The organism is Streptomyces fumanus (genome assembly GCF_014655295.1).
GTDB lineage: Bacteria > Actinomycetota > Actinomycetes > Streptomycetales > Streptomycetaceae > Streptomyces > Streptomyces fumanus.
In genome coordinates, this window is record NZ_BNBI01000022.1 from 30319 (window position 1) to 49217 (window position 18899).

The window sequence follows — 18899 nt, forward strand, 5'->3', positions numbered from 1 at the left end:
GAAATTCACCGCTCTCCGGACGAGCGCGCCGCCGAGGCACGCCGTCGCATCGTGTTCCAACTCCGGGGACTCCCCTTGGACCCGGTGCCCCCGGCCCCCCGCTTTCTACCAAAGCGAGGTTGCCGCATCGCAAGCGCCGCCCGCGCAGCGGGCTCGTCGCGCGCGAAGGCGATCAGCAGCCCGATGGCGAACATGGTCGGCAGCAGGGCGGACCCTCCGTAGGAGAACAGCGGGAGCGGGACGCCGGCGATCGGCAGCAGCCCGAGGACCGCACCGATGTTGATCACGGCCTGGGCCGTGATCCAGGTGGTCACGCCTCCCGCGGCATACCTCACGAAGGGGTCCTCCGTGCGTCCGGCCACGCGGATACCCGCATAGCCTAGAGCCGCGAACAGGGCGAGTACCGACAGCGTGCCCGCCAGGCCCAGTTCCTCACCGGTGACGGCGAAGATGAAGTCGGTGTGCGCCTCGGGCAGTTGACCCCATTTCTCCACGCTGGCGCCGAGTCCGGAGCCGAACAGCCCGCCCGAGGCGAGGGCGTAGATGCCGTGCACCGCCTGCCAGCAGGAGTCGCCCGGGCCCGGGTCGGTGGCGCCGATGCAGGCGAGCCGGGCCATCCGGTTGGGGCTGGTCTTGATGAGGATCACGCCGAGCAGCGCGGCCACCGACAGCACCCCGGCGAACAGCCGGGTGGGCGCCCCCGCCAGCCACAGCAGGCCGAACAGGATCGCCGTCAGGATGATCGCGGTGCCCATGTCACCGCCCATCATGATCAGCCCGAGCAGCATGAAGGCGACCGGCGCCAGCGGCACCAGCATGTGCTTCCACTGGGTCAGCAGCCTCTTGTCCTGCTTGCGGGCGAGCAGGTCGGCCCCCCACAGCACCAGGGCGAGCTTGCCGAACTCGCTGGGCTGGAGCTGGAACGGGCCGCCGACGGAGATCCAGTTCTGGTTGCCGTTGACCGACCGCCCTATCCCCGGCACCTGCACCAGGGCCATCAGGAAGACGGCACCGGCGAGTATCGGGTAGGCCAGTGCCCGGTGCAGCCTGATCGGCATCCGCATCGCGGCGGCCAGCAGCCCCGCGCCGAGCGCGGCGGCCAGGAACTGCTTGCGGAAGAAGTACGAACCCGGCAGCGACAACTGCAGCGCGGTGATCTGGGAGGCGGAGTACACCATCACCAGGCCCAGCACGGTGATCAGCGAGCTGCCGCCGAGGATCAGGTAGTACGCGGTCAGCGGCCGGTCCCAGGCGCGGCGCAGCCTGGTGACGAGCCGCACCGCCGGGTTGTCGCGGGCCGGCCGCGGGGCGGGGGGCCGCCCGGCGGCGCGCTGCGCGGGCGGACGTCCGGTACGGCTACCGGGACTACCGGGCATAGCGGCCTCCGCTGTACGTCGGCCTGGACCGTCCCACGCGTCCCTCCCAGGGTCGCCCGGCGCAGGCGGCCGGGTCTACAGGGCGGCGAGTTCGCGAACGGCCTCCGCGAACGCGTCACCGCGCTGGTTGTAGTTGGCGAACATGTCCATGGAAGCGCAGGCCGGGGCCAGCAGCACCGTGTCGCCGGGCCGGGCGAGCCGCCGCGCCTCCTGGACCGCCTGGAGCATCGCCCCAGTGTCGGTCCGGTCGAGGTCGACGACCGGGACCTGGGGGGCGTGTCGCGTCAGGGCTTCGCGGATCAGCGCGCGGTCGGCGCCGATCAGCACCACCCCGCGCAGCCGGTGCGCCGCGCCCGCGACCAGTTCGTCGAAGGTCGCGCCCTTGGCCAGGCCGCCCGCGATCCACACCACCGACCCGTACGCCGCCAACGACGCCTCGGCGGCGTGGGTGTTGGTGGCCTTGGAGTCGTCGACGTACGCCACCTGGTCCACGTCCGCGACGTGCGCGATGCGGTGGGCGTCGGGGGTGAAGGCGCGCAGCCCGTCGCGGACCGCGGCCGGGGGGACGCCGTAGGCGCGGGCGAGGGCCGCGGCGGCGAGCGCGTTGGCGATGTTGTGCGGGGCCGGCGGGCGCACGTCGGAGACCTCGGCCAGCTCCTGGGCGTTCTTCTGCCGGTCGGCGACGAAGGCCCGGTCGACCAGGATGCCGTCCACCACGCCGAGTTGGGAGGGCGCCGGGGTGCCGAGGGTGAAGCCGATGGCCCGGCAGCCCTCCTCGACGTCGGCCGCGCGGACCAGGTCCTCGGTGGCCTTGTCGGCCGCGTTGTAGACGCAGGCGACCCGGTTGCCCTCGTAGATCCGGCCCTTGTCGGCGGCGTACGCCTCCATGGAGCCGTGCCAGTCGAGGTGGTCGGGGGCGAGGTTGAGGACGGCGGCCGAGTGGGCGCGCAGCGAGGGCGCCCAGTGGAGCTGGTAGCTGGACAGCTCCACCGCCAGCACGTCGTACTCCTGCTCGCCGGTGACCGCGTCCAGCAGGGAGACGCCGATGTTGCCGACGGCGGCGGTGCGCAGGCCCGCCGCGGTGAGGATCGACGCGAGCATCCGGACGGTGGTGGTCTTGCCGTTGGTGCCGGTGACGGCCAGCCAGGGCGCGGCGTTCTCGCCCCGCAGCCGCCAGGCCAGTTCGACGTCGCCCCAGACCGGGACGCCGGCCTCGCGCGCCGCGGTGAACAGCGGCTTGTCGGGCCGCCAGCCGGGGGCGGTGACGACGAGGTCGGTGCCCTCGGGCAGGGTGTCGCCGTCACCGAGGCGCACGGTGACACCGAGCTCCTCCAACGGGGCCGCCTGCGCCCGGGCGCGCTCGTCGGCGCCGTCGGCGACGACGGTCACGCGGGCGCCCAGGCCGCTGAGCACCTTGGCCGCCGGGACGCCGGAGACGCCGAGTCCGGCGACGGTGACGTGCTTGCCCTGGAAGTCCGGGGACGCCGATTCGGTCACTTGTCCGCTGCCCATCCCGCGTAGAAGAGGCCCAGTCCGACGATCACGCAGATGCCCTGGATGATCCAGAAGCGGACCACGACAAGGACCTCGGACCAGCCTTTGAGTTCGAAGTGGTGCTGGAGCGGTGCCATCCGGAAGACCCGCTTGCCGGTCATCTTGAACGAGCCGACCTGGATGACCACCGACATGGTGATCAGGACGAACAGACCGCCGAGGATGGCCATCAGCAGCTCGGTGCGCGAGCAGATCGCCAGACCCGCCAGCACGCCGCCGAGCGCCAGCGAACCGGTGTCGCCCATGAAGATCTTGGCCGGCGAGGTGTTCCACCACAGGAAGCCGAGGCAGGCGCCCATCAGCGCGGAGGCGACCACCGCGAGGTCGAGCGGGTCGCGCACCTCGTAGCAGGCGCCCGGGTTGGTGAGGGTCTGCGCGTTGGCGCAGGACTCCTGGAACTGCCAGACGCCGATGAAGGTGTAGGCGCCGAAGACGAAGACGGAGGCGCCGGTGGCCAGGCCGTCCAGACCGTCCGTCAGGTTCACGCCGTTCGACATCGCCAGGATCATGAACAGCGCCCAGACCACGAACAGCACCGGGCCGATGGTCCAGCCGAAGTCCGTGATGAACGACAGCTTGGTGGAGGCCGGGGTGTTGCCCCGGTTGTCCGCGAACTGCAGCGAGAGCACCGCGAAGGCGATGCCGACGATCAACTGGCCGGCCATCTTCGCCTTGGCCCGCAGGCCCAGCGACCGCCGCTTGACGATCTTGATGTAGTCGTCCAGGAAGCCGACCAGGCCCATGCCGACCATCAGGCCGAGCACCAGCAGTCCGGAGAAGGTCGGCGCCGCGTCCGCCTTGGGGTCCAGATAGCCGGTGATCACCTTGGCCAGGAAGTACGCGGCGACCGTGGCCAGGATGAAGGCGATGCCGCCCATGGTCGGCGTACCGCGCTTGCTGGCGTGCTCGCGCGGGCCGTCGTCGCGGATGTACTGGCCGTAGCCCTTGCGGGCCAGCAGCTTGATCAGCAGCGGAGTGCCGATCAGGGTCAGGAACAGCCCGAGGACACCTGCGAACAGGATCTGCTTCATCATCGGGCGGCAACCTCACCCTCGGCGCCGGTCTCCAGCAGCGCCGTGGCGACGCGCTCCAGACCCACCGAACGGGACGCCTTCACGAGCACGACGTCCCCCGGGCGCAGCTCGCTGCGCAACAGGTCGACCGCCGCCTGTGCGTCGGACACGTGCACCGACTCCTCACCCCACGAACCCTCGTTATATGCGCCCAGTTGCAGCCATTGGGCTTCCCTGCCCCCGACCGCGACGAGCTTGCTGACGTTGAGCCGGACGGCGAGCCGTCCGACCGCGTCGTGCTCGGCGAGCGCCTCGTCCCCGAGCTCGGCCATCTTGCCGAGCACCGCCCACGTACGGCGTCCCTTGCCCATGGCCACGAGCGCGCGCAGGGCGGCTCGCACGGACTCGGGGTTCGCGTTGTAGGCGTCGTTGACGACCGTCACGCCGTCCGGGCGCTCGGTGACCTCCATCCGCCAGCGGGAGAGGGAGCCCGCCTCGGAGAGCGCGACGGCGATCTCGTCAGCGGACATGCCCAACTCGTGGGCGACGGCGGCCGCGGCGAGCGCGTTCGACACGTGATGCTCACCGTACAGGCGCATGGTCACATCGCTTGCACCGGAGGGTGTGTGAAGCCTGAAGGAGGGCTGTCCGGTGTCCGTGAGTCGTACGTTCTCGGCCCGGACGTCCGCTTCGTCGGACTCTCCGAAAAGGATCACCTTCGCCTTCGTACGGGAGGCCATGGCCCGTACGTACGGGTCGTCCGCGTTGAGGATCGCGGCGCCGTCCTCGGGCAGGGACTCCACCAGCTCGCCCTTGGCCTGGGCGATCTGCTCCCGGCCGCCGAACTCGCCGATGTGCGCGGAGCCGACGTTGAGGACCAGGCCGATCCTCGGCGGCGTCAGCTCGGTGAGGTAGCGGATGTGGCCGATGCCGCGGGCGCCCATCTCCAGGACGAGGAAACGGGTCTCCTCGGTGGCGGTGAGCGCGGTCAGCGGCAGCCCGATCTCGTTGTTGAGCGAGCCGGGCGTGAACACCGTGGGCGCCCGGCGCTGGAGCACCTGCGCGATCAGGTCCTTGGTGCTGGTCTTGCCGGCCGAGCCGGTGAGCCCCACCAGGGTGGCCCCCAGCCGCCGTACGACATGGCGGGCGAGGGCGCCGAGGGCGGCCTGGACGTCGTCCACGACGATGGCGGGCACGCCGACGGGCCGGGAGCCGAGCACGGCCGCCGCACCCGCCTCGGCCACCGCGGCGGCGAAGTCGTGGCCGTCGGCGCGCTCGCCGACGAAGGCGACGAAGAGACAGCCGGGCCCCGCCTCGCGGGAGTCCCGGACGACCGGTCCGGTCACCATGGCGGACGGATCCGGTATGTCGTGCATCTGCCCGCCGACGACGTCTGCGATCTCGGCGAGAGAGAGGGCGATCACAAGTTCATCCCCTGGATCATTCGGGAGTTCATCCCTGGGTCTTCTGGATGGCTTCGCGAAGCACCTGGCGGTCGTCGAAGGGACGGACCACCCCGGCGATGTCCTGGCCCTGCTCGTGGCCCTTGCCCGCGACCAGCACGGTGTCGCCGGGCTCGGCCCGGGCGACGGCGGCGGCGATGGCGGCGGCCCGGTCCTCGAAGACGGCCACCTCGCCGCGCTCGTGCGCGGGCACCGACGCCGCGCCCCGGAGCATGGCGGCCAGGATCGCGAGGGGGTCCTCGGAGCGGGGGTTGTCGGAGGTCAGTACGGCGGTGTCGGCGTGCCGGGCGGCGGCGGCGCCCATCGGCTCGCGCTTGCTGCGGTCGCGGTCGCCGCCGCAGCCGAGGACCACGTGCAGCCGGCCCTCGGTGACCTTGCGCAGCGCCTTGAGCACCGACTCCACGGCGTCCGTCTTGTGCGCGTAGTCCACGACGGCCAGGTACGGCTGCCCGGCGTCGATCCGCTCCAGCCGCCCCGGCACGCCCGGCACCGCGGCCACCCCGTCGGCGGCGCGCTGCGGGTCCAGGCCGGCCGCGGCCAGGGCGGTGATCGCGGCGAGGGTGTTGGCCACGTTGAACGGCCCGGCCAGCGGCGACCGGGCGGCGATCCGCTGCCCCTCGGGGCCGACCGCGGTGAACGTCGAGTCCAGCGGGCCGACCTCGACGTCCTCGGCCCGCCAGTCGGCGTCGGGGTGCCCCTCCGCCGAGTACGTGACGACCGGGACGCCGGCCTCCTTGGCGAGCCGGCGGCCGTACTCGTCGTCGGCGTTGACCACGCCCAGGCGGCTGCGCACGGGCGTGAACAACTGCGCCTTGGCCTGGAAGTAGTCCTCCATGCCGGAGTGGAACTCCATGTGCTCCGGGCTGAGGTTGGTGAAGACGGCGACGTCGAAGACGCAGCCGTCGACCCGGCCGAGCACCAGGGCGTGGCTGGAGACCTCCATGGCGACGGCCTCGGTGCCGCGTTCGCGCATGACGGCGAAGAGGGCCTGCAGGTCGGTGGCCTCGGGCGTGGTCCGCTCGGACTTGATGCGCTCGTCGCCGATGCGCGTCTCGACCGTGCCGATCAGTCCGGTGGACTTCGCCGTGCGCAGACCGCCCTCGACGAGGTAGGCGGTGGTGGTCTTGCCGGAGGTGCCGGTGATGCCGATCTGGAGCAGATCGCGGCCGGGGTGGCCGTAGATCGTGGCGGCCAGTTCGCCCATGTGCCCGCGCGGGTCGTCCACGACCAGCACCGGCAGGCCGGTGGCGGCGGCGCGGGCGGCGCCGGACGGGTCGGTCAGCACGGCGGCGGCACCGAGGCCGGCGGCCTGGGTGACGAAGTCGGCGCCGTGCGCGCGGGCGCCGGGCAGGGCGGCGTACAGGTCGCCGGGGCGGACGGCCCGCGAGTCATGGGTGATGCCCGTGACCTCGGCGGTGCCCTCCGGCGCGGTGACCCCCAGTTGGCCGGCGAGTTCCGCGAGGGGTGTGGCGGAGACCTGTACCGGCCGGGGCGGTCCCGGATGGCTCACGGGTTGGCCCTTCTGGGTGGTTCGGGACTGATCAGGCTGTGGCACGGCGGTGAGCGTACCGGGCTGACCGGCCTCCGGGCGAAGCGAGGGGCGGGGGCCGTGCTGGTTCCCGGGATCGGGGGTGATCGTTGTCACGGGTGGTTCCTGGTGGCTCGGTACGGCATCGGTTCGATCAGGGCTGGAAGGTGACCGGGAAGCTCTCGGGCGCGGCCCCGGTCGGCGGGACCTGGAGGGTCTTCAGCGCGAACTCCATCACCCGCTTGTAAACCGGTCCGCAGATCTGGCCGCCGAAGTAGCTGCCCCGGGTGGCGTTCTGGATGGCGCAGTAGACGGTGACGCGGGGCTGGTCGGCGGGGGCGAACCCGGCGAAGGACGAGGTGTAGCCCTTGTACTTGCCGGTGGCCGGATCCACCCGGTTGGCGGTGCCGGTCTTGCCCGCCACCCGGTAGCCGGGGATGCGGGCCTTGGTGCCGGTGCCCTCCTCGTCGTCGACGACCGACTCCAGCATCCGGGACAGGGTCTTGGCGGTCTTCTCGCTGATCACGCGGGTCTTCTTGGGCTTGGCGGCGGCGGTGAAGCGCCCGTCGGGGCCGGTGGTGCCCTTGACCAAGGTGGGTTCGACGCGGACGCCGCCGTTGGCGATCGTGGAGTAGACGGAGGCCGCCTGCATCGCGTTGAGGGAGACGCCCTGGCCGAAAGGAATCGTGTACTGCTGCGAGGTCGACCACTGCTCGGGGGCGGCGAGGATGCCCTTGGTCTCGCCGGGGAAGCCCAGGCCGCTGTAGCTGCCGAGGCCGAACTTGCGCAGGTAGGAGTAGAGGACCTGGTTGGCCTCCCGCTGGTTCTCGCCGAGTTCGCCGGTGGCCAGGATGGTGCCGATGTTGCTGGACTTGGCGAGCACGCCGTTGAGCGTGAGGTACCAGGTGGGGTGGTCGATGTCGTCCTTGAACAGCCGGTCGCCGCGGTGCAGCCGGTTGGGCACGGTGACATGGGTGGTCGGGGTGGCGGCGTTCTCCTCCAGCACGGCGGCCATCGACATCACCTTGGCGGTGGAGCCGGGCTCGAAGGCGTCCTGGAGGGCACCGTTGCCCAGGGCGTCGGGGTCGGCGTGGGCGAGGTCGCCCGGGTCGAAGCCGGGTGAGTTCGCCATGGCGAGGATCTCGCCGGTCCGGGTGTCCTGGACGATGACGTAGCCGCCGTCCGCCGCCGACTCCTCCACCTGGTCGCTGATGGCGTCCTGGGCGGCCCACTGAATGTCCCGGTCCAGGGTCAGCTCCACGTCGCGGCCGGGCACGGCGGGCGTCTCGTTGGCGCCGACGGTGGGCACCTGGTGGCCGCCGGACTGGGCGTAGCGGATCTCCCCGTCCTGGCCGGCCAGCGTCTTGTCCAGCTTGCGTTCGAGGCCGCCGCCGCCCTGGCCCTCGGCGTCGACCCAGCCGATGACGCCCGCGGCGAGGTCGCCGTTGGGGTAGATCCGCTTGCTGCTGGGGTCGGCGAAGACCCCGGCGAGGACGTTGACGGCCGACTTGTCGGTCTCGGCCTTCTTGGTGAGCGCGCTCTTGAGGTCCTTGATCTGGTTCCACACCTGCGGGGTCCTGGCCCGGGCCAGCCGCACGTAGCGCAGGTCGCGGTCGTTCGGGCGGAGCCTGGCGACCAGGTCCTCCTCGCGCTCGCCGAGGATCGGCGCGAGGAGTGCCGCCGCCTGTTCGGGGCCGTCGCCGACCTTCAGCTCCTCGCGGGTGAACATCGTGGGGTCGGCGGTGATGTCGTAGGCGTCCACGGTGGTGGCCAGGGCCACGCCGTTGCGGTCGGTGATGCCGCCGCGCTCGGCGGTCAGGGTGTGCACGACGTACCGGTTCTGCTCGGCCTTGGCGGTGTAGGTGCCGGCGTCGACGGCCTGCACCTGGAGCAGCCGGACGGTGAAGGCGATCAGCACCAGGGCCAGCACGAAGCCGATCAGACGCAGCCGGGGCCGGGGGCTGCCCAGGCGGATGGACCGGGGCGGGGCCGGGCGGCGCGGCGGGGCCGGGCGGCGGGCGGGGCGGGCGCCGGGACCGGGCCGGCGTCCGCCGCCGGAGCGCACCGGCCCGGCGGGTCCGGGCACGCGGCGGCGCGGCGTCTGCCTGCCGGAGTCGTTGGCCACTTCCGTCACCTGCCGGGGGTCGGGGTCGGGGTCGCCGGGACCGGTCGCGCGGTGAGCGCCTCCGGGGCGAGGACGAGGGGCGCGCTCGCGGCCGAGGCCGGGCCGGGGACGCCCTTGACCTTGCCGTCCGGGGAGAGGAAGGCGGGGTCGCCGCCGGGCACCATGCCCAGTTCCCGCGCCCGGCGCTGCAGGGCCTGCGGGGCGGAGTAGGCGTCGACGTCCCGCTGCAGGCCCTGTTCCTCGTCGGTGAGTTCCTTGGTCTGCTGCTTGAGGTCGTCGAGCTGGAACGATCCCTCGCTGAGCGCGGAGTTCAGCACCAGCAGCCCGATCAGACCGCCGCCGAGGAGCAGGACGACGAGGAGGACGAAGGGGGCACGGGCGGCCTGTCCGCCGCCCGCCGGGAAGAGCCGGGCGAGCCGGGCGGCCCTGCCCTTCAGTTCCGGTTTGCCGCTCACACGCCCTCCCCTCGGTACGGGCCGCGTCCGCGCCTGGCCTGGCTCACTCGGCGTCCTCCCTGATGCGCTGGGCCCCGCGCAGCCTCGCCGGGGCGGCCCGCCGGTTCTCGGCGATCTCCTCCTCGGTGGGAAGTTCGGCACCGCGCGTGAGCAGCTTGAGCCGGGGGGCGTACCGCTCGGGCACGACGGGCAGTCCGGGCGGGGCGGTGGTGGCGGCGCCCGCCGCGAAGACCTGCTTGACCAGCCGGTCCTCCAGCGAGTGGTACGACAGCACCGCGATCCGTCCGCCCACGGCGAGCGCCTTGACGGCGGCCGGGATCGCCCGCTCCAGGACGGCGAGTTCGCCGTTGACCTCGATGCGCAGGGCCTGGAAGGTGCGCTTGGCCGGGTTGCCGCCGGTGCGCTTGGCGGCCTGCGGCAGGGCGGCGCGGATCAGCTCCACCAGGCGGGCGCTGTTGCTGAACGGCTCCTTCTCGCGCTCCCGCACGATCGCCGAGACGATCCGCTTGGCCTGCTTCTCCTCGCCGTACGCCCGCAGGATCCGGACGAGTTCGCCCGGCGGGTAGGTGTTGAGGACCTCGGCGGCGCTCATGCCGGTGGTCTGGTCCATGCGCATGTCCAGCGGGGCGTCTTGGGCGTAGGCGAAGCCCCGGTCGGCCTCGTCGAGCTGCATGGAGGAGACGCCGAGGTCGAACAGGACGCCCTGGACGCGCGGGAGGCCGAGCCGGGCGAGGACCTCGGGCAGCTCGTCGTAGACGGCGTGCACCAGGGTGGCGCGCTCGCCGTAGGGCGCGAGCCGCTCGCCGGAGAGCCGGAGGGCCTCCTTGTCCCGGTCGAGGGCGACGAGCCGGACCCCGGGGAACCGCTCCAGCAGCGCCTCGCTGTGGCCGCCGAGTCCCAGGGTGCAGTCGACGACCACGGCTCCCGGCTCCTGGAGGGCGGGCGCCAGCAGGTCCAGGCACCGCTGGAGCATCACCGGGACGTGTCGACTCTGGCTCAAGGGGGGTCGGCCTCTCGGGTCCGGCACGGCGTCACGTACCGCCGGGTCCCCGCCCTCCGGTGAAGGGGAGACCTGCCGGCGCCTGCGAGCGTCGGCCGGCCGGGAGCGGGAGGAGGCCGAGCCGTACGTACGCGCCGCGCACGTGGGGAGACCTGGCGGGACAGTCGCAGGTCTCCGGGGTTCCAGTCCAGCGGGGAGAGCCTCGCCTCCCGCTTCGCGCCACTTTAGTCCACCGGCACTCGCGGTCAATCAACCGGCCTGCGCGTCGCGGGCCCGGGCGGCGGGAAGCGGACGGCGGCGGCCGCTCACCCGGACGGACCCGGCCGCACCACTCCTGTGGCCCAGCTCACAGCGGCGTCTCGCGGTGTCCGCCGTCCCCGCGCACGGCGCGCCAGGTCGGCGGCCGGCCAGTACCGTCATGAACGGGGACGGCTTCCGCGGGACAGTGAATCGATAGGACGTGCGAAAGGCCGCAAGAGCTGACATATCGCTGGCAGTTGTCCACAGGCGAGTGACACGAATCGGTAACGGCGGCAAGAATGCCTGAAGCGGTGCCGTGCGGAACTTTTCCCGCCCGGTGTCCGTGTTCGGGGTGGGCCTGTCCGCGGTACGGGGCATCGGTCCGGAAAGAGCTGGGGTGACCCCGCGCCTGTCAGCGGGCGCGGGGATGGGCCGAGGAGGGCCGGGTGACGACCTATGACGATCGGGCGAGCCATGGGGGTCCCCCCACCGGAGTAGGTCCGCGGGTGGGGGACGATCTGACCGCCGTGGTCGAGCGGGTCCGCGGTTCGGTGGAGGGCGTGATCGAGGGCAAGCCCGAGGTCGTACGGCTCGCGCTGACCGTGCTGCTCGCCGAGGGGCATCTGCTGATCGAGGACGTCCCCGGAGTCGGCAAGACCATGCTGGCCAAGGCGCTGGCGCGGTCCATCGACTGCTCCGTGCGGCGCATCCAGTTCACGCCCGACCTGCTGCCCTCGGACATCACCGGGGTGTCCATCTGGGACCAGCAGCGCCGGGACTTCGAGTTCAAGCCCGGCGCGATCTTCGCGCAGGTGGTGATCGGCGACGAGATCAACCGCGCCTCGCCGAAGACCCAGTCCGCGCTGCTGGAGTCCATGGAGGAGCGCCAGGTCACCATCGACGGCAGCACCTACGAGCTGCCCAGCCCGTTCATGGTGGTGGCCACCCAGAACCCGGTCGAGATGGAGGGCACCTATCCGCTGCCCGAGGCCCAGCGCGACCGGTTCATGGCCCGGGTCTCCATCGGCTACCCGAGCCCGGAGGCCGAGTTGCAGATGCTCGACGTGCACGGCGGGGTGAGCCCGCTGGACGACCTCCAGCCGGTGGCGCACGCCCACGAGATCGTGAAGCTGATCGAGGCGGTGCGCGGCGTCCACGTCTCCGACCCGGTCCGGCGGTACGCGGTCGACCTGGTCGCCGCCACCCGCGTCCACCCCGACCTCAGACTCGGCGCCTCGCCGCGCGCCACGCTGCACCTGCTGCGCGCGGCGAAGGCGACCGCCGCCCTGAGCGAACGGGAGTACGCGCTCCCGGACGACGTGCAGTCCCTCGCCGTCGCCGTCCTGGCGCACCGGCTGCTGCCCACCGCCCAGGCCCAGCTCAACCGCCGCACCGCCGAGCAGGTCGTGCAGGAGATCCTCCAGCGCACGCCGGTGCCCGCGGCGCCCCAGCAGCCGAGCGGCTTCGGCCTGGGCCGCGGCGGTCCGGCCTATCCCCAGCAGCCGCCGCGGAGGCTGTGATGACCGCCGGGGGGACGGGCCGGGCGGCGGACGGGGCGGACGGGCCGGACGGGGCCGGCGGCAAGGGCGGCGTCCGCACGGCGCTGGCCGGCCTGACCACCCGTGGCCGCTCCTTCCTGGCGGCCGGTGTCGCCGCCGCGGTCTGCGCCTACGTCCTCGGGCAGAGCGATCTGCTGCGGGTGGGGCTGCTGCTGGCGGTGCTGCCGCTGGTGTGCGCGACGGTGCTGTACCGCACCCGGTACCGGGTCGCGGGCAGCCGCCGGCTCTCCCCCGCGCGCGTGCCCGCCGCCGGCGAGGCCCGCGTCCACCTGCGCATCGAGAACGTCTCGCGGCTGCCCACCGGCCTGCTGATGCTCCAGGACCGGGTGCCCTACGTGCTCGGCCCGCGCCCCCGGTTCGTCCTGGACCGGGTCGAGGCGGGCGGCCGGCGCGAGGTGTCCTACCGGGTCCGCTCCGACCTGCGCGGCCGGTATCCGCTCGGGCCGCTCCAGTTGCGCCTGTCCGACCCGTTCGGCATGTGCGAGCTGACCCGGTCCTTCTCCACCCACGACACGCTGACCGTGATCCCGCGCGTGGAGCCGCTGTCGCCGGTGCGGTTCGGCGGCGAGGCCAAGGGGTACGGCGACGGACGCCGGCGCTCGCTGGCGCTGGCCGGCGAGGACGACGTGATCCCGCGCGGCTACCGCTACGGCGACGACCTGCGCCGGGTGCACTGGCGGTCCACCGCGCGCTACGGCGAGCTGATGGTGCGCCGCGAGGAGCAGCCGCGGCGCTCCCGGTGCACGGTGCTGCTGGACACCCGGGGCGTCGCCTACGCGGGCGCGGGACCCGACTCGGCCTTCGAGTGGGCGGTGTCCGGTACGGCGTCGGTGCTGGCGCACATGCTGGAGCGGGGCTTCTCCGTCCGGCTGCTCACCGACACCGGCAGTTCGCTGCCCGGCGAGGGCGGTGGCGGCTTCGCGGGCGCCAGCCAGGAGACGGCGGACGCGGCCGGGCTGATGATGGACACCCTCGCGGTGATCGACCACTCCGACGGCACGGGCCTGTCCCGCGCCTACGACGTGCTGCGCGGCGGCAACGAGGGGCTGCTGGTGGCGTTCTTCGGCGACCTCGACGAGGAGCAGGCGGCGGTGGCCGCGAAGATGCGCCACCGCAGCGGCGGCGCGATCGCCTTCGTGCTGGACAGCGAGACCTGGCTGCGCGAGCCGACGGACGTGCCCGGCCCGGCCGACGACAGCGACCAGCGGCTGCGCCGGCTCCGCGAGGCCGGCTGGACGGCCGTCCGCGTCCCCCGCGGCGCCGCCCTGGACACCCTGTGGCGCACGGCCGACCGGACCCGCGCCGGCCTGACGGCCGCGGGTGGCGGGGAGGGCGTGCGATGAGCGGGCGGGCGAGTGCCCGTGTGCCGCGCGGCGGGGCGTGGCGGCGGGGGCGGGCGATGAGCGGCCGGACGGGCTCGGTGCCGGACGCCTCCCGGCGGCAGCGCCCGCCCGCGCGGCGGACCGGCGGGGAGGGGACGCGATGAGCGGGCGGGCGAGGCTGGCGCTGGGGGCGTGGGCGGCGACGTTGATGGCGTCGTGCGCGCTGCTGCCGCTGGTCGATCCGGCGACCTGGATCTTCCAGGCCGCGTTCCTGCTGGCGATCCAGTCCGGGGTGGGCGCCGCGGCCCGCCAGGTGCCGCTGCCCCGGCCGCTGACGGTCGCGGCCCAGGCCCTGGTGGGGCTGCTGGCGCTGACCCTGGCCTTCGCCCGTGAGCAGGCCCTGGCCGGACTGCTGCCCGGCCCCGGCACCTTCCGGCACTTCGCCGATCTGCTCCGGCAGGGCGGCGACGACATCGCGCGGTACGCGATCCCCGCGCCGCTGGAGTCCGACGGCATCCGGCTGATGCTGATCGGCGGCGTACTGGTGATCGGCCTGCTGGTGGACACCCTCGCGGTCACCTTCCGCAGCGCCGCCCCGGCCGGGCTGCCGCTGCTCGCGCTGTACTCGGTGGCGGCGGGCCTGTCCGAGGGCGGCACCGACTGGCTGTGGTTCCTGGTCGCGGCGGCCGGCTATCTGATGCTGCTGCTGATCGAGGGCCGGGACCGGCTCTCCCAGTGGGGCCGCGTCTTCGGCGGCGCCCCGCGCACCCCGGGCGGCGAACCGGCCGCCGCGACGGCACCGGTGCGCACCGGGCGGCGGATCGGCGCGGTCGCGCTCGGCGTCGCCCTGGTCGTGCCGCTCGCCCTGCCGGCGATGGACGGCGGGCTGCTCGACGGCACCGGCACCGGCGTGGGCTCCGGCGGCGGGGGCGGCGGCACCATCTCGGCGGTGAACCCGCTGGTCTCCCTGCGCGACAGCCTGAACGTGGACGAGGACCGCCAGGTCCTCTCCCTCCGCACCAGGACCAGCGACATCTCCGACCTGTATCTGCGCATCGTCTCCCTGGACGACTTCGACGGCACCACCTGGAAGCCGTCCAAGCGGCAGATCGTCTCCGTGCCGGACGGCACCTTCCCGCTGCCCACCGGCCTCAGCCCCGAGGTCGAGCGCACGGAGATCACCACCGCCATCTCGGCGGCGGACTGGTACGCCCAGGACTGGCTGCCGATGCCGTACCCGCCGAGCGGTGTCCGGGTCGGCGGCGAGTGGCGGTACGAGCCGGTCGGCATGACCCTGGTCGGCGACCACGGCCAGAACACGCGCGGTCTGACGTACCAGGTGCGCAGCCTCCAGGTGCGGCCCACGGCGGAGCAGCTCGCCGCCGCGCCGCGGCCCCCGGCCTCCCTGGAGAGCGAGTACACCGAGCTGCCCGACTCGCTGCCGCCGGTGGTGGCCAGGACCGCGCGGGAGGTCACCGAGGGCGCGGCCACCGCCTACGACCGGGCGGTCGCGCTCCAGGAGTACTTCGCGATCAACGGCGGATTCGAGTACGACACCGACGTGCAGGTGGGCAGCGGCTCCCAGGCCATCGCCCGTTTCCTCAAGGAAAAGCAGGGCTTCTGCATCCACTTCTCCTTCGCCATGGCGGCGATGGCCCGTTCCCTGGACATACCGGCCCGGGTCGCGGTCGGTTTCGCGCCGGGTTCCCCGCAGACGGACGGCTCGGTGTCGGTGAGCCTCAGGGACGCCCACGCCTGGCCGGAACTGTACTTCGAGGGCGTCGGCTGGACCCGCTTCGAGCCGACCCCCAACCGCGGCTCGATGCCGGCCTACACCGTGCCGGACGCCCCGGGCACCTCCGTACCGGACGTGGCGCGGCCCTCGCGGGAGGCGTCGGAGGCGCCCTCCGCGTCGGCCTCGGCGAGCGAGAGCTGCACCGCGCAGCAGAAGAAGCTGGAGGGCTGTGCGAGCGAGTCCCCCGAGGCGGCGCTCGCCGCGGGCGACGACGGCCCGAAGTGGTACGCGCTGCTGCTGTGGGCCCTGGCGGGCCTGCTGGTGCTGGCGGTCCCGCTGTCGCCGATGCTGTGGCGGGCCCGGGCCCGGGCGGTACGGCTCGGGGCGCACGGCCGCGGCGCGGCGGACGCGGCGGCGCACGCCCTGGCGGCCTGGCAGGAGCTGACCGACACGGCGTGGGACTACGGGATCGCGCCGGACGACTCGCAGACCCCGCGCGGGGCGGCGGCCCGGATGATCCGGCTCGGCAGGCTCGACCCGGCTGCGGCCGAGGCGGTGCACCGGGTGGCGGGCGCGGTGGAGCAGGTGCTCTACGCTCCCCGGCCGCGCCCGGCGGCGGGCCTCGCGGACGACGTCCAGCGGGTGACGGCGGGGCTGCGGGCCAGGTCCGGCCGGAGCACCCGGCTGCGGGCCCGCTTCGCCCCCCGCTCGGCGGTACGCGCGGCCTGGGCGGCCTCGGCCCGCTGGACCGCCCTGCGCCACCGCGTCCGGGCGGCCCGCCCGACCCTGCCCCGCCGACCACTGCGCCAACGGGGCTGAGCCCGGGGCCCGGCGGCCCCGCGCTCGCTCCCTGCGGGGAGTGCCCCGGCTGTGCCGCTGCTCAGGGCGCGGGCGCGGGGCCGGCGTCGTTCTTCGCGTCGCGGGCGCGGGCCGCCATCTCTGGGGTATGCGTGAGAGGGGTGACCACCTCGCCGGTGGTCACCCCTCTCACGTACGTCTTTCCTGGCGCCGCCCGCCGGGCTAACGGCCGCCCTGCTGCTCGTCGCGGCGGCGCTGCCAGCGCTCCTCGATGCGGTCCATCATGGAGCGCCTCGGGCGTCCCTGACGGCGGCCGTGCGGCGCCGCTCCGGCGGCGGGCTGCTCACCCGGTTTGGGAGCCTTGCGCCATCCGGTCACCGCCAGGACGGCACAGCCCAGCATGACGAGGAATCCCACCACACTGAGCCAGACCTGCTGGGCGACCATACCGGCCATGAGGAGCGCAATACCTACGAGGAAGCCCGCGACCGCCTGGTAGACCCGTCGCCGGGTGTACGTACGCAGCCCGCTTCCCTCGAGCGCTGTCGCGAACTTGGGATCTTCGGCGTACAGCGCTCGCTCCATCTGCTCGAGCATGCGCTGCTCGTGCTCCGAGAGCGGCACGGAGTCCTCCTCATCGTGCAGTCGCCGGGGCGACCCGGGGGGGTCCCTTCAGGATAGGCAGGGAATCGCCCCCGTGAAACCCGCCCCTCTACGCCAATTGGCCAACCGGACTCCGTCATGGCCGTCCCGGCTCGCTGAGGTTCCCATTCCCCGGCGGCCGACCCGTCATGCCGAGCGGTCTCCCTCGATCATACGGCTCCGGGCCCCCGTTCGGGGGTCCTGTGGCGTACTCCATGTGCCCGCAACCCGCTGATCAACGGCCGGTCCCGGGGGTGACTCAGGCCCCTGTCGTCCCGTCCGCCCCAACGGTCTCACCGAGCACATGGAGCTGGGTGGCCACGGAGTGGAAGGCCGGCAGTTCGGCCGCGGCGGCCTCCAGCTTCAGCAGCGCGTCCAGGGCGCCGGGTTCGGTGTCCACCAGCACGCCGGGGACCAGGTCCGCGAAGACCCGCACCCCGTGCACGGCAGCCACCCGGAGGCCGGCGCCCTCGACCAGTCCGGTGAGCTGTTCGGCGGTGAAGCGGCGCGGCACGGGGTCACCCGAGCCCCAGCGTCCGTCCGGGTCACCGAGGGCCTGCCGGGCCTCCGTGAAGTGCCCGGCGAGGGCGCGGGCCAGCACGGCGCCGCCGAGCCCGGCGGCGAGCAGGCTGAGGACGCCGTCGGCGCGCAGCGCGGCCACCGCGTTGCGGACGCCCTCGGCGGGGTCGTCGACGTACTCCAGGACGCCGTGGCACAGCACCGCGTCGTAGCCGCCGCGCTCGGCCACGTCGAACAGGCCGTGGGCGTCGCCCTGGACGCCGCGCACCCGGTCGTCGACGCCGGCCTCGGCGGCCCGGCGCTCCAGCGCGAAGAGCGCGTTGGGGCTGGGGTCGACGACGGTGACGCGGTGCCCGAGGCGGGCCAGGGGCACGGCGAACTTGCCGCTGCCGCCTCCGGTGTCGAGGACGTCCAGCGCCTGCCGGCCCGTGGCCTTGACCCGGCGGTCGAGGGCGTCCTGGAGGACCTCCCAGACCACGGCGGTACGGAGGGAGGCGCGGGGGCGCGACGGGTCCGACACGGCAGTTGACTCCTCGGCGCGAACGGGGTGCCGCCCCGGCCGGGTCCGGCGGGGGCGGGCGGGCTTCAGGCGCCCTCCACCCTATTGCCTCGGCCGCCGTGCCTGGTCACCCCGGTGGACGGGGCGGGCCGGGCGGGCTCACCCCGCGTCCGGTATGCCGCGGCCCCGGGCGCCGGTGCCCGGCCGGTCGGTGTCGGGGCGGGGCTGCGGGAGGACCGGCTGGAGGACGAGCATCCGCTCCACCAGACGCAGGAACATCGCCACGTCCCGGATCAGGTCGTCGGCGTCCCGGCTGCTGGCCGCGCCCTTGATGCCCGCCTCGGCCCGGGCGCGGCGCCGGGCCCCGGACGCGAACAGCGCGCTCCACTCGGACAGCTCGGGCGCGATCTCGGGGAGCACCTCCCAGGCGCTGCGGATGCGGGCGCGGGCCCGGGGCGTGGTCTCGGGGCGCCCCCGCGCGGCGAGCACGGCGGCGGCGGTGCGCAGGGCGGCGAGGTGCGCCTGCGCGTACCGCTCGTTGGGGGTGTCGAGGACGGTGGCCTCGTCCAGTCCGGCGCGGGCCTGGGCGAGCAGGTCAAGGGCGGCGGGCGGGGCCGTGGCCCGGCGCAGCACGGGGTGGACGTCGCTCGCCGGCCCGGTCAGTGAGGGGGCAGGGCCGGCGGCGCGGCGCCGACGGGCGGCGGCTGCGGACGAGTTGGCCATGACGAACCTCCTGTCGTCGCTGTGACAGCACACGGAGTGCTGTATGTGCCCATCGTGCGGTATGCCACTGACAATCCGTTCTGACCTGGTCTTTTGCCCCTCGGGCGGCGATTCAGTCCCGGGCTCCGGCGCGGACGGGGCCGACGAGCCGCGGGGCGGCGGGGCCGCGGGACGGCGGGGCGGCAGGGCCGCGGGGCCGCGGGACGGCGGGCGGCAGGGCCGCGGGACGGCGGGGCCGTGGGGCCGCGGCGAGGGCAACGGGAAAGCGCCGGTCCACGATGGCCGCGTCCCCCGCGGGCCCTCGCCGACCGGCGCTCCCTGTTGCTCCCCCGTACGTTCCCCCGTCGG

Annotated in this window: 14 protein-coding genes; 3 read left to right on the forward strand and 11 right to left on the reverse strand. The window is 73.9% G+C overall.

The genetic code is table 11. The features are described 5' to 3' along the window. Window positions 1–5 precede the first annotated feature (5 nt). From ftsW to rsmH, 8 genes are all read right to left on the reverse strand, one after another. Window positions 6–1376 carry a putative lipid II flippase FtsW gene (gene ftsW / locus IE316_RS33480; protein WP_190208331.1) on the reverse strand — a complete coding sequence of 457 codons (1371 nt, stop codon included), beginning with the start codon at window positions 1374–1376 and terminating at the stop codon, window positions 6–8. Window positions 1377–1451: 75 nt separating this feature from the next. Beyond that, window positions 1452–2888 carry a UDP-N-acetylmuramoyl-L-alanine--D-glutamate ligase gene (gene murD, locus IE316_RS33485; RefSeq protein WP_190208332.1) on the reverse strand — a complete coding sequence of 479 codons (1437 nt, stop codon included), beginning with the start codon at window positions 2886–2888 and terminating at the stop codon, window positions 1452–1454. Continuing rightward, a complete protein-coding gene (mraY, locus tag IE316_RS33490; RefSeq protein WP_190208391.1) occupies window positions 2870–3961 on the reverse strand; it encodes a phospho-N-acetylmuramoyl-pentapeptide-transferase in 1092 nt (363 codons plus the stop codon). The genes murD and mraY overlap by 19 nt, the downstream gene beginning before the upstream one ends. Then, the gene (locus tag IE316_RS33495; protein WP_190208333.1) at window positions 3961–5367 is read right to left on the reverse strand and encodes a UDP-N-acetylmuramoyl-tripeptide--D-alanyl-D-alanine ligase; all 1407 of its coding nucleotides are present in this window, start codon (window positions 5365–5367) and stop codon (window positions 3961–3963) included. Before IE316_RS33495 ends, mraY begins: the two co-directional genes overlap by 1 nt. Before the next feature lie 28 nt (window positions 5368–5395). Further along, window positions 5396–6916, reverse strand: coding sequence for a UDP-N-acetylmuramoyl-L-alanyl-D-glutamate--2,6-diaminopimelate ligase (locus IE316_RS33500; RefSeq protein ID WP_190208334.1), 1521 nt, complete (start codon window positions 6914–6916; stop codon window positions 5396–5398). 172 nt (window positions 6917–7088) lie between these two features. Beyond that, on the reverse strand, window positions 7089–9068 hold the full coding sequence (locus IE316_RS33505; protein ID WP_190208335.1) for a peptidoglycan D,D-transpeptidase FtsI family protein: 1980 nt from the start codon (window positions 9066–9068) through the stop codon (window positions 7089–7091). Beyond that, entirely contained in the window at window positions 9065–9514 is a 450-nt protein-coding gene (gene ftsL, locus IE316_RS33510; protein WP_190208336.1) for a cell division protein FtsL, read from the reverse strand. The genes IE316_RS33505 and ftsL overlap by 4 nt, the downstream gene beginning before the upstream one ends. 43 nt (window positions 9515–9557) lie before the next feature. Next, window positions 9558–10514 carry a 16S rRNA (cytosine(1402)-N(4))-methyltransferase RsmH gene (rsmH, locus tag IE316_RS33515; RefSeq protein WP_190208337.1) on the reverse strand — a complete coding sequence of 319 codons (957 nt, stop codon included), beginning with the start codon at window positions 10512–10514 and terminating at the stop codon, window positions 9558–9560. A gap of 686 nt (window positions 10515–11200) precedes the next feature. Between rsmH and IE316_RS33520 the strand changes: the two genes are divergently transcribed. The 3 genes from IE316_RS33520 (at window position 11201) to IE316_RS33530 (ending at window position 16189) form a co-directional block, all read left to right on the forward strand. Then, entirely contained in the window at window positions 11201–12274 is a 1074-nt protein-coding gene (locus IE316_RS33520; RefSeq protein ID WP_373311390.1) for an AAA family ATPase, read from the forward strand. Beyond that, entirely contained in the window at window positions 12274–13656 is a 1383-nt protein-coding gene (locus IE316_RS33525) for a DUF58 domain-containing protein (protein ID WP_190208339.1), read from the forward strand. Before IE316_RS33520 ends, IE316_RS33525 begins: the two co-directional genes overlap by 1 nt. Before the next feature lie 139 nt (window positions 13657–13795). Next, window positions 13796–16189 (forward strand): transglutaminase TgpA family protein, encoded by a 2394-nt coding sequence (locus IE316_RS33530; protein ID WP_190208340.1) that lies wholly within the window; start codon window positions 13796–13798, stop codon window positions 16187–16189. A gap of 201 nt (window positions 16190–16390) precedes the next feature. Here the strand turns inward: IE316_RS33530 and IE316_RS33535 are convergent, their stop codons facing one another. The 3 genes from IE316_RS33535 to IE316_RS33545 form a co-directional block, all read right to left on the reverse strand. Next, window positions 16391–16792: an SCO2097 family morphological protein gene (locus IE316_RS33535; RefSeq protein ID WP_190208341.1), complete on the reverse strand. Its 402-nt coding sequence runs from the start codon at window positions 16790–16792 to the stop codon at window positions 16391–16393. Between the two features lie 277 nt (window positions 16793–17069). Beyond that, window positions 17070–17849, reverse strand: a complete 780-nt coding sequence (locus IE316_RS33540; protein ID WP_190208342.1) for a methyltransferase — start codon at window positions 17847–17849, stop codon at window positions 17070–17072. 138 nt (window positions 17850–17987) lie between these two features. Next, on the reverse strand, window positions 17988–18551 hold the full coding sequence (locus tag IE316_RS33545; protein WP_190208343.1) for an SAV_6107 family HEPN domain-containing protein: 564 nt from the start codon (window positions 18549–18551) through the stop codon (window positions 17988–17990). Window positions 18552–18899 lie beyond the last annotated feature (348 nt).